The following is a 14,402-nucleotide window of genomic DNA, read 5'->3' as shown; positions in this document are numbered from 1 at the left end:
TGCAATAGTGTGTGTCGCACTGTACAGTGCTCAACATGAGCACGGATGACACGACGGCCGGCCACCTGCAGGAATTGCGGCGCGGCACGGTCGTGCTCGGCTGCCTCGTCCGGCTGCGCGACCCCGACTACGGATACGCCCTGCTCGAGTCGCTGAACCGCATCGGCATCACGGTCGACGCGAACACGCTCTACCCGCTGCTCCGGCGACTCGAGAAGCAGGGCCTCCTCACGAGCGAGTGGAACACCGAGGAGGCCCGACCTCGGAAGTTCTACCGCACCAGCCCGGCTGGCGAGCAGCTCGCCGGCGTCCTCACCGCCGATTGGAAGAACATCGACCGGGCACTTGCCCGGCTCACCTCGGGAGACGAATCATGACCACCCCCGCAACGACACTCACCGACCGCTACGTCTGGGCCGCGGCCCGCACCCTTCCCGAAGCGCAACGCGAGGAGTTCGGCCGCGAGCTGCGCGAGCGCATCGGCGACGAGGTCGACGCGCGCCGCGAGTCCGGCACCGCGACCGACGACGCCGAGTTCTCGGTCCTCGTCGAGCTCGGCGATCCGGCGGCGCTCGCGGCGAAGTACCTCGACCGCCCCCTGCAGCTCATCGGACCGCGGTACTACCTCACCTGGAAGCGTCTCGTGACGATGCTCCTCGCGATCGTGCTGCCGATCTCCGTCGGGGCCGTCCTCCTCGCGCAGGCGCTCGCGGGAGCGTCGATCGGCGAGATGTTCGCGAGCGCCTTCAGCGTCGCCTTCTCCCTCGCCGTGCACCTCGCGTTCTGGCCGACGCTCGTCTTCGCCATCATCGAGCGCAATCCGGGCGCCGGTCCGGTCGACCGCTGGACGCCCGAGCACCTCCCGGCCCTCCCCGACGACGACGGCCGCGCCGGGCGCCTCGGCGACCTCATCGCATCGCTGGCGTTCCTCACGCTGTTCGCGGTGCTCATCATCTGGCAGGGCTCGGGCGCCCCCATCCTCAACCCGCTCGGCGAATCGATCCCGTTCCTCGACCCCGACCTGTGGTCGTTCTGGATCCCGTGGTTCCTCGTCCTGATCGGCCTCGAGATGGTGTTCGCCGCGGCGATCTACGCCTGGGGATGGAACTGGTGGCTCGCTGCCCTGAACCTGCTGCTCAACGTCGCGTTCGCCGTGCCGGCGCTGTGGCTCTTCACGACCGGGCAGCTCGTCAACCCCGAGTTCCTCGACGCCGTGGGGTGGCCGTGGGGCGAGGCGGGCGGCGTGGCGACGACGATCATCGTGATCGCCGTGATCGCCGTCACCGTCTGGGACGTCGTCGACGGCGTGATCAAGACCGTCCGCCGCCGCGGCGGCTCTGCGCTCGCCATCGGCCGGATCTAGCCGGTTCGCCCCGCCGTCACCCGCGTGACGGCGGGGCGGGCTCGACGCCGTTCCAGAGTTCGTCGAAGGCGATGCTGTCGAAGAGCGCGAGCCCGTCGACGACCAGGCCGTCGCGGAGTCGCATGACCCACACGTAGGTGTTGGCGTACTCGGTCCCGGCGATCGTGGTCCCCGCACCGTCCCACACGACCGAGACGGTGTCGCCGTCGGCGTGCACGCCGCGGATCCGCACGGGCCGGAACGGCGCGTCCGACGGGAACCGCCGTGCGAACGGCTCGAGCACCTGCGCCTGGAACGCGGCGGCGCTCGGATACGTGCCGGCCGCCGCCGACCTCCCGGCGATCTCCCACGTCATCTCGGGCGCGAAGATGCGTGACACGTGGCCATTGCCGTTCTCCCAGTCGCCGAACGCCGTCTGGATGATCTCCCGATTCCCCATGCTCCCCTCCTGGGCCTAGGGTATGAGCCGACCGCCCGCGGGCGCGAGCCTCCGGGCGCGGTCGGGGTGACGGACGACGACACGGGGGCTGGGATGCGTGCGCTGCAGGGAACGGTGGTCGTGACGGGCGCGACGAGCGGCATCGGGCTCGCGACCGCGCGGCGCGTCGCGGGTCGCGTCCACCGCGTGGTCGTGCAGGGCCCCGAACCGGTCGAGCAGGTCGGGGCGCTCGTCGCGGATCTCCGACGCGAGGGGGCCGACGTCCGGTACGTCGCGTGCGACTTCGGCCGACTGTCATCCGTCGTCGAGGGCGCCGCCGCGATCGCGACCGCGGCCGACGGGCCGATCGACGGCCTCGTGAACAACGCCGGCGTCCCCGGCGCCGACGTCCGACGCGTCACGGCCGACGGCCACGAGCGCACCCTCCAGGTGAACTACCTCGGGATGGTGCTGCTCACGGCGCACCTGCAGACGGCGCTCACCGATGCCGCGCGGGTGGTCAACCTCGGCTCCGCGACGCACGAGATGGCGTCGCTCGACCTGGACGACATCGAGCTCGAGCGCGGATACTCGAACGTGCGCGCCTACGCCCGCTCGAAGCTCGCGATCATCATGTACACGCGATGGCTCACCCGCCGCCTTCCCGGCCGGGCGACCGCGGTCAGCCTCAGCCCCGGCGTGATCAGCACCGACCTGCTTCACGCGATGTTCGGCGCGTCGGGTGCATCGGTCGGGCATGGCGCGGCGAACGTGATCGAGGCGTTGACGACGGATGCCGCGGGCGGCGAGTACTACGACGACGGCCGACTCGTCGAGCCGAGTGCCGAGGCGCGCGACGACCGTGAGACCGACGCGCTCATGCGCTGGACGGCGCGAGCGCTCGCGGAGCACGCCGACGCGGCATCCTTCGCCTGAGGCGGGGCCGAGCCGGGCCTGCGCCCGCAGCCGCAGCCGCAGACCAAGGGGCGGATGCCGCGGCATCGCGCCGCGACATCCGCGCACTCATTGCGGCACGCCGTGGCCTACTTCGGCTGCATCCGGATCGCACCGTCGAGGCGGATCGTCTCGCCGTTGAGCATGGGGTTCGCGACGATCGAGCGCACGAGCGCCGCGTACTCGGTCGGGTGCCCGAGGCGCGACGGGTGCGGCACCTGCTGCTCGAGCGATTCCCGCACGTCGTCGGGCATGCCGGCCATCATCGGCGTCTCGAAGATGCCGGGCGCGATCGTCACGACGCGGATGAGCAGCTTCGAGAGGTCGCGCGCGATGGGCAGCGTCATCCCGGCGACGCCCGCCTTCGAGGCCGAGTAGGCGGCCTGGCCGATCTGCCCGTCGAACGCGGCGACCGAGGCGGTGTTCACGATCACGCCGCGCTCCAGGGTCGCGGGGCCGCCGTCCAGGCTCGCCGAGACCGGTTCGGTCTCGGCCATGGCGGCGGCGGCGAGCCGGATCACGTTGAACGTGCCGACGAGGTTCACCCGGATGGTGCGCTCGAACGCGTCGAGCGGCGCCGGGCCGTCGCGGCCGACCGTGCGGTTCGCGGTCACGATGCCCGCGCAGTTCACCGCGACGCGCAAGGGTGCGAGCGCGGATGCCGCGGCGACCGCCTCGGCGACCTGCGCCTCATCGGCCACGTCGGCCGGCACGAACCGGGCTCGCTCGCCGAGCTCGGCCGCGGCCTCGTCGCCGCGGGGACCGGGCAGGTCGACGAGCACGACGTGCGCTCCGCCGTCGACGAGGGCCCGGGCGGTCGCACGGCCGAGGCCGGACGCGCCGCCCGTGACGATCGCGGATGCTCCGCTCAGTTCCATGGGGGTCCTTCCGTGATTGGGGGCTGATTCGGGGGTGGATGTCCACGCGTGCGAGCAGGCGGCACGCACGGGTCGCCGCCGAGGCGCCGAGGCGGTTCAGACGCGCTCGACGACGTACGCGTTGGCCATGCCGCCGCCTTCGCACATCGTCTGCAGTCCGTAGCGTCCGCCGGTCGCCTCGAGCTGGTTCACGAGCGTCGTGAGCAGGCGGGTGCCGCTCGAGCCGAGCGCGTGGCCGAGGGCGATGGCGCCGCCGCGCGGGTTGAGCTTGCCCGGCTCCGCCCCGGTCTCTGCGAGCCACGCGAGCGGCACCGACGCGAACGCCTCGTTGACCTCGTACGCGTCGATGTCGTCGTGCGCGAGGCCCGCGCGCTCGAGCACCTTCGCCGTCGCCGGGATCACGCCGGTGAGCATGTAGAGCGGGTCGCTGCCGACGACCGAGAACGCCCGGAAACGGGCGCGCGGCGTGAGGCCCAGCTTCTCGGCGGCGTCGGCGCTCATGATGAGCGCCGCGGAGGCGCCGTCGGTCAGGGGCGACGAGTTGCCCGGCGTGATGCGCCAGTCGAGGTCGGGGAAGCGCTCGGCGAGCGCGTCGGTGCGGAACGCCGGGTTGAGCCCCGCGAGCGATTCGACCGACGTGCCGGGCCGCACGGTCTCGTCGACGAGCCGGTCGACGCCGGCGACGGGCACGACCTCGGTCGCGAAGGCCCCGGACTCCCCCGCCGCGGCCGCGAGTTCGTGCGATCGCGCGGCGAACGCGTCGAGGTCGTCGCGCGAGAATCCCCACTTCGCCGCGATGAGCTCGGCCGAGACGCCCTGCCCGACGAGCCCCTCGGGGTAGCGGGCCTTCAGGCGCGGGCCGTACGGGTCGGCGCCGGCGGCGCTCGAGCCGAGCGGGACGCGGCTCATCGACTCGACGCCGCACGCGATCACGATGTCGGCCTGGCCGGCGAGGATCGCCTGCGCCGCGAACGTCGCGGCCTGCTGGCTCGACCCGCACTGCCGGTCGATGGTCGTGCCCGGCACGTGCTCGGGGAAACCGGCGGCGAGCACGGCGTTGCGCGTGATGTTGTACGACTGCTCCGCGACCTGGCTGACGCACCCGCCGATGACGTCGTCGATGGTGGCCGGGTCGAGGTCGTTGCGGTCGACGATCGCGGTGAGCACGCCCGCGAGGAGGTCCACGGGGTGGACTCCGCTCAGCATGCCTCCGGGCTTGCCGCGCCCCACGGGCGTACGGACGACGTCGACGATGACGGCTTCGCTGCTCATACTCCCAGCCTAGGTCGCCGTGCGGGCAGGCGGGCCCCCTCCGCCGCGGCCGCGGGGCGGGGCGCCGTGGTGCGGCACCCGCCCCGCGGCATCCGCTCAGCCGACCTCGGCGACCTCTGGCACGGCCGCCGCCGCGACCTGCTCGATGCGCACGGGCTCGCGCTCGGGGAGCACGACGGGGTGCGTGCCCGCCATGGCCTCGATCACGCGAACGACCTGACAGGAGTAGCCGTACTCGTTGTCGTACCAGACGTAGAGCACGACGTCGGTGCCGTCGGCGATCGTGGCGAGGCCGTCGACGATGCCGGCGCGGTGGCTGCCGACGAAGTCCGTCGAGACGACCTCGGCCGACTCGATGTAGTCGACCTGCTGGCGCAGCGGCGAGGTGAGCGAGACCTTGCGGAGGTACGCGTTCAGCGTCGCCTTGTCGGTCGGGCGTTCGAGCTGCAGGTTCAGGATGGCGAGGCTCACGTCGGGCGTCGGCACGCGGATGGCGCTGCCGGTGAGCTTGCCCTCGAGGGCGGGCAGTGCCTTCGAGACCGCCTTCGCGGCGCCGGTCTCGGCGATGACCATGTTGAGCACCGCCGAGCGTCCGCGGCGGTCGCCCTTGTGGAAGTTGTCGATGAGGTTCTGGTCGTTGGTGAACGAGTGCACGGTCTCGACGTGGCCGCGGACGATGCCGTACGCCTCCTCGACCGCCGCGAGCACCGGCGTGATCGCGTTCGTGGTGCACGAGGCCGCGGAGAGGATACGGTCGCCGGACTCGATGTCGGCGTGGTTGATGCCGTGCACGATGTTCTTGATCGCGCCCTTGCCCGGGGCGGTGAGCAGCACCCGGGCGACGCCCGTCGACTCGAGGTGGCGGCTGAGGCCCGCCTCGTCGCGCCAGCGGCCGGTGTTGTCGACGACGATCGCGTCGGAGATGCCGTAGGCGGTGTAGTCGATCGTGCCGGGGTCGTCGGAGTAGATGACCTGGATGAGCGTGCCGTTCGCGAGGATGGTGTTCGCCTCCTCGTCGACCGTGATCGTGCCCTGGAAGGGACCGTGCACCGAGTCGCGGCGGAGCAGGCTCGCGCGCTTCTGCAGGTCGTTCTCGGCGCCCTTGCGGACGACGATCGCGCGGAGGCGCAGGCCCTGGCCGCCGCCGGCGTGCGCGATGAGGATGCGGGCGAGCAGCCGCCCGATGCGCCCGAAGCCGTAGAGCACGACGTCGGTTCCGGATGCCGCGGGGTCGGCGTCGCTGTCGGCGTCGGCGTCGGCCGACGCGTCGACGAGCACGGGTGCGAGCTCGGAGCGGAGGAAGTCGACGAGGTCGGTTCCGGCCGGGGCGGCGTGGAAGCGCGAGACGAGCCGGGCGACGTCGATCGACGCGGGGCCGGGGCCGATCTCGGTGAGCGCCTCGAGCACGCGCATGGTGTCGGCGAGGTCGAGCTCGACGTCGCCGGCCTGCCGGGCGAAGCGATGCGCCTTCAGCAGTTCGACCGCCGAGCGGTTGATGAGCCGCCGGCCGTGGATCGAGGTGACGACCCCGTGCCGGCGGTACAACCCGCCGATGAGCGGGATCATGCGCTCGGCGAGCTCCTCTCGGGCGATCCAATCCTCACGGCGGGCGTCGAACTCGTGGCTCACGACTCTTCCTTCCAGCCGCGGGTCGGACCTCGTCGGCCTGTTCGGGTCGCGCCGGGGGTGGGCAGCGTCGACCACGGGGTTGTCCAAGGGGATGCTCGAATGATACCGGGCGCCGGGTCGCGTGACGGCTGTACACGACGTCCGGTGACGTGGGCGACGGATGCCGCGGCGGCGAGCCGCAGCTCAGGCGGCGACGTCGTCGACGAGGGCGATGTCGTAGTGGGCGACGCGCTGCGGCACGCCGTCGAAGGCGACGGCGCGCGCGTCGGAGGCGAGGTACTCGGTCTCGCGCGCGCGGAACGCGTCGGCGTCGCCGGGCGCGCTCACGGCCCAGACGAACTGGTTCGCCTCGCGGACGCCGTAGGCGAACTCGATGGTGAAGCCGGCTGCAGGGCGCACGCGCGGCATCCACTCGTTCCACCACGCCACGAAGGCGTCGTATTCGCCGTCGACGAGGGTGTACCGGCGCAGCTGGATGGTCTTCACCCGAGCCATCCTGCCGCACCGCGGTCGATCATGACGCCGCGCGGCGTCGGCGCACGCGGCCGCTGGCTATACTCGCTCTCGTCCAGGCGCCCGCCGCAGCCCATCGCGAACGGCCGGCGCCGGCGCTCGAAAAATGGGCGCGAAGCGTCAGGCCGCACCGGCCGGCCCCCGCGAGACACATACGGAACCGCCATCCGTCATCGTCTCGAAAGGCTTCGCCATGCCCACCGTCTCCGCGCACGTCGCCCGCACCCTGGCCGCCCACGTCGACCACGTCTTCGGCGTCATGGGCAACGGCAACGCCTGGTTCCTCGACGCGCTCGAACGCGAGACCGACGCGACCTTCACCGCGGTCCGCCACGAGGTCGGCGGGGTCGTCGCCGCCGATGCGCACTTCCGAGCCTCGAAGCGCATCGCCGCGGCGACCGCGACCTACGGCGCCGGCTTCACGAACACGATCACCGCGCTCGCGGAGGCCGTGCAGGCGCAGGTGCCGCTCGTGCTCGTCGTCGGCGACGAGCCGACCTCGGGCCGCCGGCCGTGGGGCGTCGACCAGATCGCGCTCGCGTCGGGCGTCGGCGCCCGCACGTACACCGTCGGGCGAACGGATGCCGCGGCCACGACGGTCATCGCCATCGAGCACGCCCTCGCCTACCGCGTGCCGACGGTGCTCGCGATCCCCTACGACGTCGCCGCGCTCGAGGCGGGGCGCGTGCCGGAGACGCCCGCGCCGAGCCTGCCCGCTCCCCTCGCCCCGCGCGGCGCGTTCGCGGAAGGATCGATCGCGGCGCTCGCCCGCACCCTCGCCGGGGCGAGCCGCCCGGTGCTCATCGCCGGCCGCGGCGCGTGGCTCGCGGGCGCGGGCGAGGTGCTCGGCGAGCTCGCCGCGGCGACCGGCGCCGTCACGGCGACGACCGCGCTCGGCCGCGGCCTCTTCCCCGACGAGCGCTTCGATCTCGGGGTGACCGGCGGCTTCGGCGCCGAGGGCGCCATGGAGCTGATCCGCGAGGCCGACGTCGCGGTTGTGTTCGGCGCCTCGCTCAACCAGTTCACGATGCGCTTCGGCGACCTCTTCGCGCCGGGCACGCACGTCGCCCAGGTCGATGTCGCGCCCGCCGCGACGCACCCGCACGTCGGCACGTACGTGCGCGGCGACGCCGCCCTCGTGGCCCGGCGACTCTTCGACGAGCTCGCCGCGCTCGGCGCCGAGCCGTCGGGCTGGCGCGAGTCGCTCGAGATCGCACCGCTCCGCGCGAACGACCCCGGCGTCGGCATCGTCGCCGAGGACGGCCGGCTCGACCCGCGCTCGGTCGCGGCCCGCCTCGCCGAACTACTGCCCGAGGACCGCGTCGTCGTCTCCGACGGCGGGCACTTCATCGGGTGGGCGAACATGTACTGGCCCGTGGCGTCCCCCGACCGCATGATGATGGTCGGCACGGCGTTCCAGTCGATCGGGCTCGGCTTCCCGAGCGTGCCCGGCGCCGCAGCGGCGAAGCCCGACGCGACGATCGTGCTCACGACAGGTGACGGCGGGGGCCTCATGGCGATCGCCGACCTGGAGTCCGCCGTCCGCACGGCGGGCGGCCGCGGCATCGCCGTGGTCTGGAACGACACCGCCTACGGCGCCGAGGTGCACCTCTACGGCCGCAAGGGGCTCGCCGAGCCGCCCATGCGCATCCCCGAGGTCGACTTCGCGGGCCTCGCGACGGCGGTCGGCGCCGAGGGGGTCGTCGTGCGCGACGTCGCCGACCTCGACCGGCTCGCCGCGTGGACGGACGAGCCCGTCGGACAGCGCCGGTTCCTGCTCCTCGACTGCCGCATCTCCGATCGGGTCGTGGCGCCGTACCAGGAGGAGATCGTTCGCGTGAACTCCGCGCCTCAGGCCTGAGCGGCGCCCTGGCAGCGGATGCCTCGCATGACGTTCCGGCGTCCCACGGCCCACGCTGCGTCGATGCTGACGCTCTGCTCGCTCGACGCCGCGGCCGACCTTCTGGTGATCGGGATCGCGATCCTGCCGCGTGTGCGCAGCGGGCCATCTCGCCGGCACCGAGCATCACGATCGTCTGGTCGAGCTCAGCGCGGCCATTCCGGGCGAGCGCTGGCTTCTCACCGTGGGCGCATAGACACTCGCCTGCGGGCTGTTGGTGCTCATGCTCGGGCTGGATTCGTCGCCCGACCCTGAACCGCAAGGCGACTGCCGCAGTCTCGGGCTCGCGATGAGGGATCGCCCGTGCACCTGGGAGAGGAGCTCGTTCGTCGACGTCGACCCGGATGTAGAGTCCGCCGCTTCCTTCACTGAAGCGCCCGTCGGTCGGGTGCTCGAACAGGGAACGAAAGAGCGGAGAGCAGTGATCCGTCTTCGGGCGTTCGCTCATGGATCGTCTCTGCACTCGACCGGAGTGGGCGCGTGGCAGCGTCCAGGCCAACGCTAGCGTCGAGTCATGGACGAGGAGCTGCAGCTCGAGGGCGGCAATGCGAGCGGCGAAGTCGTTCGTGTGGGCTCGACGGTGCGCAAGCCGTGGACCCGAGCCAGCGGCAGCGTCCACGCGTTCATGGAAGCCGTTCGAGCGCACGGCGTTGACGCGCCCGCGCCGTTGGGCCGTGACGAGCAGGGCCGCCAGGTCATCGAGTTCGTTCCGGGGCGACTGGCGATGCACGCGAACCTGTCGCGAACCGACCTCCATCGAGTCGGCGCAATCGTGCGGACCATCCACGATGCCAGCGTCGACTTCGTTCCGGCCTCCGACGCGGTCTGGCAGACCGCCATTCCGGCTCCGGGCGCCGAGCTGGTCTGTCACAACGATCTTGCGCCGTGGAACCTGATCATCGGTGACCGGTGGGTGTTCATCGACTGGGACGCGGCCGCGCCCAGCACCCGGCTCTGGGACCTCGCCTACGCAGCCCAGGCGTTCGCTCTCTCAGACGTCACGCGACCGCCGCACGACGCCGCCGATGACCTCGCCGCCTTCGTCGACGGCTACGACGCGGACATCACGCTTCGGGACGAGCTGCCATCGGCGATGCATCGCCGGGCTACTGCGATGCTCGACCTGCTGCGCTCCGGACACGAAACCGGCCGCGAACCCTGGGCATCGATGTTCGCAGACGGCCACGGCGACCACTGGGCGGCCGTGACCAAGTACGTCGCCGGCAATCAGCCCGTCTGGTCCGCCGCACTCAACACGACTCGCTAGCGGATGGTGTCCGCTCTCGCACAGTCTCTCCGTGTGCTCAGGACGCACGCGTACTCATCACAGCAGCCGCGGCCGAGCTCGAATCTTCCTCTGCCGCGAAGCATACATCGTATATGATCTGAGATACCCCGCCGACGCGACGCCGGATACGATCGGCGTGACGCTCACGACGAAGTGGAGACCAGGTGCCAGACCCGTCACGCATCCGCGAGATCGCCGACGAACTGTTCGCAGCAGACCGCGACCGCACCACCGTCCCCCTCCTCACCGCGCGCAACCCCGGCATGACCGTGGAGGACGCGTACGCGGTGCAGCGCGAGTGGGCCGAGCGACGTCGCTCGGCCGGCGCGAGGCTCGTCGGCCGCAAGATCGGCCTGACCTCGAAGGTGATGCAGGTCGCGACCGGCATCACCGAACCCGACTACGGCGTGATCTTCGACGACATGGTCTACGAGTCGGGCTCGGTCATCGAGTTCGACCGCTTCTCGAACGTCCGCATCGAGGTCGAGCTCGCCTTCGTCCTCGGCACGGACCTCGAGGGGCCCGACTGCACGATCTTCGACGTGCTCCGCGCGACGGAGTACGTCGTGCCCGCGCTCGAGGTGCTGAACTCCCACATCGAGCTCGAGGGCCGCACCATCGTCGACACCATCAGCGACAACGCCGCGATGGGCGCGATGGTCGTCGGCGGGCGCCCGGTGAAGGTCGACGACGTCGACCTCCGCTGGGTCGGTGCGCTGCTCTCCCGGAACGAGACGATCGAGGAGTCCGGCGTCGCGGGCGCGGTGCTCGGCCACCCCGCGATGGGTGTCGCGTGGCTCGCGAACAAGCTCGCCCAGCACGGCCAGTCGCTCGGCGCGGGCGAGATCATCCTCGCCGGCAGCTTCACCCGGCCCATGTGGGTCGAACGCGGCGACACCGTGCACGCCGACTACCACGACCTCGGGAGCATCTCGTGCCGATTCGCCTGACCCTGCCGCCCACGTTCGCCTCGCGCATGGACGAGGCCGACCGCCCGCAGGTCGGCATGTGGGTGTGCTCGGGGAGCCCCCTCGTCGCCGAGATCGCGGCGGGCAGCGGACTCGACTGGGTGCTCATCGACGGCGAGCACTCCCCCAACGGACTCGAGTCGATCCTCGCGCAGCTCCAGGCCGTCGCCGCCTATCCGGTCGCGCCGGTGGTGCGCGTGCCGTTCGGCGACACGGTGATCATCAAGCAGTTCCTCGACCTCGGCGTGCAGAACCTGCTCGTGCCGATGGTCGACTCCGCCGAGCAGGCCGCGGAGATCGTGCGCGCGGTGCGGTATCCCACCGGCGGCGTGCGCGGCGTGGGCTCGTCGCTCGCGCGCGCCTCCCGCTGGAACCGCGTCGAGAACTACCTGGCGGATGCCTCGTCGACGATCAGCCTCCTCGTGCAGATCGAGTCGGCCGCCGCGGTGGCCGCCGTCGACGCGATCGCCGCAACGCCCGGCGTCGACGGGCTCTTCGTGGGCCCCGCTGATCTCGCCGCGTCGATGGGGCACCTGGGCCAGCAGTCGCACCCCGAGGTCGTCGAGGCGGTGCTCGCGTCGATCCGCGCGGGTGTCGCGGCGGGCGTGCCCGTGGGCGTCAACGCCTTCGTGCCCGCCGACGCCGAGCGCTACCTCGACGCGGGCGCGTCATTCGTCGCGGTGGGGGCGGATGTCGCGCTGCTCGCGCGGGCGTCGGAGGCACTCGCCGACCGCTTCATCGGCAGGACAGGGACTGCGGATGCCTCGGGGCAGGCCGGCGACGGAATCGGCCGAGCGCAGGACGGCTCGACCGGCACGAGCGCCGGTTCCGCCGAACGTCCGAGCTACTGAGCGGACGCGGCATCCGTCCGCCTTGCCGCGTCTGGGGGGGATCATATATGATTTCGAATATCAGCAGACGAGGGAGTCCATGACCGCCATCGCGAAGCCCGGCAAGATCATCGCCGTGCACCTCAACTACCCGTCGCGCGCGGCCCAGCGGGGGCGCACTCCCGGGCAGCCGAGCTACTTCCTGAAGCCGCAGAGCTCGCTCGGCGAGTCTGGCGGAACGGTCGAGCGACCCGCGGGCACCGAACTCCTCGCCTTCGAGGGCGAGATCGCGCTCGTCATCGGCGAGCCGGCCCGCCACGTCTCCCCTGCCGCCGGGTGGTCCCACGTCGCCGCCGTCACGGCCGCGAACGACTTCGGCCTCTACGACCTCCGCGCGGCCGACAAGGGGTCGAACGTCCGGTCCAAGGGCGGCGACGGCTTCACGCCGCTCGGGCCGGACGCGATCCCGGTCGACGGGATCGGCCCGGGCGACTGGCGCGTGCGCACCTGGGTCAACGGCGCGCTCGTGCAGCAGGACACCTCCGACACTCTCCTCTTCGACTTCGGCCGGCTCGTCGCCGACCTGTCGCAGCACTTCACGCTCGAGACCGGCGACGTGATCCTCACCGGTACGCCGGCCGGGTCGTCGGTCGTCGTCCCCGGCGACGTCGTCGAGGTCGAGGTCGACGCGCCAGGTGCGCCGGGCGCCCCGACGACCGGTCGCCTCGTCACGACCGTGACGCAGGGCGAGGTCGCGTTCGGCGATTTCGGCTCGAAGCCCGCCGTCGACGACCTCCAGCGCGTCGAGGCGTGGGGCTCCGAGGCGGAGCACGCGGCCGCGGTCGCCGCCGGCCGCGCGACGCCGCTCACCTCGCCCGCCCCCGACGAGGGCCGGTCGGATGCCGCGGAGCCGCCGTTCGAGCTCACGGACGAGCTGCGCGCACAGCTCTCCTCCGCGGCCGTCGCGACGCTCTCCGTCTCGCTCCGCAAGCGCGGCTACCACGACATCTTCATCGAGGGGGTGTTCGCCAACCACCCGGGCGACCGCATCGTCGGCCGGGCGCGAACGCTCCGCTTCATCCCGGCACGACCCGACCTGTTCGCCTCGCATGGCGGCGGCTACAACGCGCAGAAGCGCGCGTTCGACTCGGTCGGCGCCGGTGAGGTGCTCGTCGTCGACGCCCGCGGCGAGCGCGGCACGGGCACCGTGGGCGACGTCCTCGCGCTCCGTGCCAAGGTGCGCGGCGCGGCCGGCATCGTCACCGACGGCGGCGTGCGCGACTTCGACGCGGTCGCCGAGATCGGCATCCCCGTCTTCTCGCAGGGCCCGCACGCGAGCGTGCTCGGCCGCCGGCACGTACCGTGGGAGACCGACGTCACCATCGCCTGCGGCGGCGCCGCGGTGCAGCCGGGCGACGTCATCGTGGGCGACGGCGACGGCGTGATCGTCATCCCGCCGCACCTCGTCGCCGAGGTCGCGGCCGAGGCCGCCGAGCAGGACGCGGCCGACGCCTGGGTCGCCGGGCGCGTGGCCGAGGGCGAGCCGGTCGACGGGCTGTTCCCCATGAACCGCGAGTGGCGCGAACGGTACGAGCGCGAGCGGGATGCCGCGGCATCCGTCGCCCCGACCGACGCCGACACGGCGGCCCGCGCGGCCGCCGCCGAGGAGCCGCGATGAGCGTCGAGAGCAAGTCCCAGCAGGCGTACCGCTACATCCGGGAGCGCATCGACGACGGCCGCTACGTGCCGGGCTACCGGCTCGTGCTCGCGCAGATCGCCGGCGAGCTCGACGTCTCCGTGGTGCCGGTGCGCGAGGCCATCCGCCGCCTCGAGGCCGAGGGGTTCGTGACGTTCCAGAAGAACGTGGGCGCGCAGGTCGCGCTCATCAAGGAGACCGAGTACCTGCACACCATGCAGACGCTCGCGCTCGTGGAGGGCTTCGCGACCTCGCTCACGGCGCCCTACCTCGGCCCTGAGCAGCTCGCGCGGGCGCGGGCGATCAACGACGAGATGCGGCGCACGCTCGAGGACTTCGAACCGCACCGCTTCACCGAGCTCAACCTCGAGTTCCACGCCGTGCTCTTCGAGGGCTGCCCGAACCCGCACGTGCTCGACCTCGTGCACCGCGGCTGGAACCGGATGCGGGTGCTCCGCGACTCGTCGTTCAGCTTCGTCCCGGGCCGGGCGCGTGCGTCCGTCGAGGAGCACGAGCGCATCGTCGCGCTCATCGAGCAGGGCGCCGATGCGCTCGAGATCGAGCTCGCCGCGCGGGAGCACCGCACCGCGACGCTCGACGCCGTGCTCGCGTACCAGGCGACGCACAAGCCCGCGGGCGCACCGACGCCGGTGGACGCGACCGCCTGACCACCGACGCCGCACGGCACCCAGA

14 protein-coding genes are annotated in these 14,402 nt (G+C 72.2%); 9 read left to right on the top strand and 5 right to left on the bottom strand.

All coding sequences use genetic code 11. The features are described 5' to 3' along the window. Positions 1–35 precede the first annotated feature (35 nt). Together ACULK2_RS05835 and ACULK2_RS05830 are read left to right on the top strand one after the other, a co-directional pair. Positions 36–377, top strand: a complete 342-nt coding sequence (locus tag ACULK2_RS05835) for a PadR family transcriptional regulator (protein ID WP_445970308.1) — start codon at positions 36–38, stop codon at positions 375–377. Then, a complete protein-coding gene (locus tag ACULK2_RS05830) occupies positions 374–1,363 on the top strand; it encodes a permease prefix domain 1-containing protein (RefSeq protein ID WP_445970307.1) in 990 nt (329 codons plus the stop codon). Before ACULK2_RS05835 ends, ACULK2_RS05830 begins: the two co-directional genes overlap by 4 nt. Before the next feature lie 16 nt (positions 1,364–1,379). On the opposite strand, the gene ACULK2_RS05825 is transcribed toward ACULK2_RS05830, so the two are convergent. Next, positions 1,380–1,802, bottom strand: a complete 423-nt coding sequence (locus ACULK2_RS05825; RefSeq protein WP_445970306.1) for a nuclear transport factor 2 family protein — start codon at positions 1,800–1,802, stop codon at positions 1,380–1,382. Between the two features lie 93 nt (positions 1,803–1,895). On the opposite strand from ACULK2_RS05825, the gene ACULK2_RS05820 reads away from it, so the two are divergent. Continuing rightward, positions 1,896–2,717 carry an SDR family NAD(P)-dependent oxidoreductase gene (locus ACULK2_RS05820; RefSeq protein ID WP_445970305.1) on the top strand — a complete coding sequence of 274 codons (822 nt, stop codon included), beginning with the start codon at positions 1,896–1,898 and terminating at the stop codon, positions 2,715–2,717. 107 nt (positions 2,718–2,824) lie between these two features. On the opposite strand, the gene ACULK2_RS05815 is transcribed toward ACULK2_RS05820, so the two are convergent. The 4 genes from ACULK2_RS05815 to ACULK2_RS05800 form a co-directional block, all read right to left on the bottom strand. Then, positions 2,825–3,613 carry an SDR family NAD(P)-dependent oxidoreductase gene (locus tag ACULK2_RS05815; RefSeq protein WP_445970304.1) on the bottom strand — a complete coding sequence of 263 codons (789 nt, stop codon included), beginning with the start codon at positions 3,611–3,613 and terminating at the stop codon, positions 2,825–2,827. A 96-nt stretch (positions 3,614–3,709) separates the two neighbouring features. Beyond that, a complete protein-coding gene (locus ACULK2_RS05810) occupies positions 3,710–4,885 on the bottom strand; it encodes a thiolase family protein (RefSeq protein WP_445970303.1) in 1,176 nt (391 codons plus the stop codon). 96 nt (positions 4,886–4,981) lie between these two features. Next, on the bottom strand, positions 4,982–6,514 hold the full coding sequence (locus ACULK2_RS05805; protein WP_445970302.1) for a glyceraldehyde-3-phosphate dehydrogenase: 1,533 nt from the start codon (positions 6,512–6,514) through the stop codon (positions 4,982–4,984). A 183-nt stretch (positions 6,515–6,697) separates the two neighbouring features. Further along, on the bottom strand, positions 6,698–7,000 hold the full coding sequence (locus ACULK2_RS05800) for a hypothetical protein (protein ID WP_445970301.1): 303 nt from the start codon (positions 6,998–7,000) through the stop codon (positions 6,698–6,700). 220 nt (positions 7,001–7,220) lie between these two features. Between ACULK2_RS05800 and ACULK2_RS05795 the strand changes: the two genes are divergently transcribed. The 6 genes from ACULK2_RS05795 (at position 7,221) to ACULK2_RS05770 (ending at position 14,377) form a co-directional block, all read left to right on the top strand. Beyond that, positions 7,221–8,888: a thiamine pyrophosphate-binding protein gene (locus tag ACULK2_RS05795; RefSeq protein WP_445970300.1), complete on the top strand. Its 1,668-nt coding sequence runs from the start codon at positions 7,221–7,223 to the stop codon at positions 8,886–8,888. 553 nt (positions 8,889–9,441) lie between these two features. Next, the gene (locus ACULK2_RS05790) at positions 9,442–10,194 is read left to right on the top strand and encodes a phosphotransferase (RefSeq protein ID WP_445970299.1); all 753 of its coding nucleotides are present in this window, start codon (positions 9,442–9,444) and stop codon (positions 10,192–10,194) included. 185 nt (positions 10,195–10,379) lie between these two features. Next, a complete protein-coding gene (gene hpaH, locus ACULK2_RS05785; RefSeq protein ID WP_445970298.1) occupies positions 10,380–11,165 on the top strand; it encodes a 2-oxo-hept-4-ene-1,7-dioate hydratase in 786 nt (261 codons plus the stop codon). Beyond that, complete coding sequence (locus ACULK2_RS05780) at positions 11,150–12,034, top strand: aldolase/citrate lyase family protein (RefSeq protein ID WP_445970297.1); 885 nt, start codon at positions 11,150–11,152, stop codon at positions 12,032–12,034. Before hpaH ends, ACULK2_RS05780 begins: the two co-directional genes overlap by 16 nt. A gap of 79 nt (positions 12,035–12,113) precedes the next feature. After that, entirely contained in the window at positions 12,114–13,691 is a 1,578-nt protein-coding gene (locus ACULK2_RS05775; RefSeq protein ID WP_445970296.1) for a fumarylacetoacetate hydrolase family protein, read from the top strand. Continuing rightward, positions 13,688–14,377 (top strand): GntR family transcriptional regulator, encoded by a 690-nt coding sequence (locus tag ACULK2_RS05770; RefSeq protein WP_445970295.1) that lies wholly within the window; start codon positions 13,688–13,690, stop codon positions 14,375–14,377. The genes ACULK2_RS05775 and ACULK2_RS05770 overlap by 4 nt, the downstream gene beginning before the upstream one ends. Positions 14,378–14,402: the final 25 nt, after the last annotated feature.

The sequence above is a fragment of the Agromyces molybdatiresistens genome (genome assembly GCF_052748445.2).
Note: the sequence above shows the minus strand (reverse complement) of the source record. Positions and strands in the feature narration are given on the sequence as shown.

Bases quoted from the DNA above. Each gene is read 5' to 3' on its own strand.
- ACULK2_RS05835 (WP_445970308.1), top strand. From the start codon at position 36: ATGAGCACGGATGACACGACGGCCGGCCACCTGCAGGAATTGCGGCGC.
- ACULK2_RS05830 (WP_445970307.1), top strand. From the start codon at position 374: ATGACCACCCCCGCAACGACACTCACCGACCGCTACGTCTGGGCCGCG.
- ACULK2_RS05825 (WP_445970306.1), bottom strand. From the start codon at position 1,802: ATGGGGAATCGGGAGATCATCCAGACGGCGTTCGGCGACTGGGAGAAC.
- ACULK2_RS05820 (WP_445970305.1), top strand. From the start codon at position 1,896: ATGCGTGCGCTGCAGGGAACGGTGGTCGTGACGGGCGCGACGAGCGGC.
- ACULK2_RS05815 (WP_445970304.1), bottom strand. From the start codon at position 3,613: ATGGAACTGAGCGGAGCATCCGCGATCGTCACGGGCGGCGCGTCCGGC.
- ACULK2_RS05810 (WP_445970303.1), bottom strand. From the start codon at position 4,885: ATGAGCAGCGAAGCCGTCATCGTCGACGTCGTCCGTACGCCCGTGGGG.
- ACULK2_RS05795 (WP_445970300.1), top strand. From the start codon at position 7,221: ATGCCCACCGTCTCCGCGCACGTCGCCCGCACCCTGGCCGCCCACGTC.
- ACULK2_RS05790 (WP_445970299.1), top strand. From the start codon at position 9,442: ATGGACGAGGAGCTGCAGCTCGAGGGCGGCAATGCGAGCGGCGAAGTC.
- ACULK2_RS05775 (WP_445970296.1), top strand. From the start codon at position 12,114: ATGACCGCCATCGCGAAGCCCGGCAAGATCATCGCCGTGCACCTCAAC.
- ACULK2_RS05770 (WP_445970295.1), top strand. From the start codon at position 13,688: ATGAGCGTCGAGAGCAAGTCCCAGCAGGCGTACCGCTACATCCGGGAG.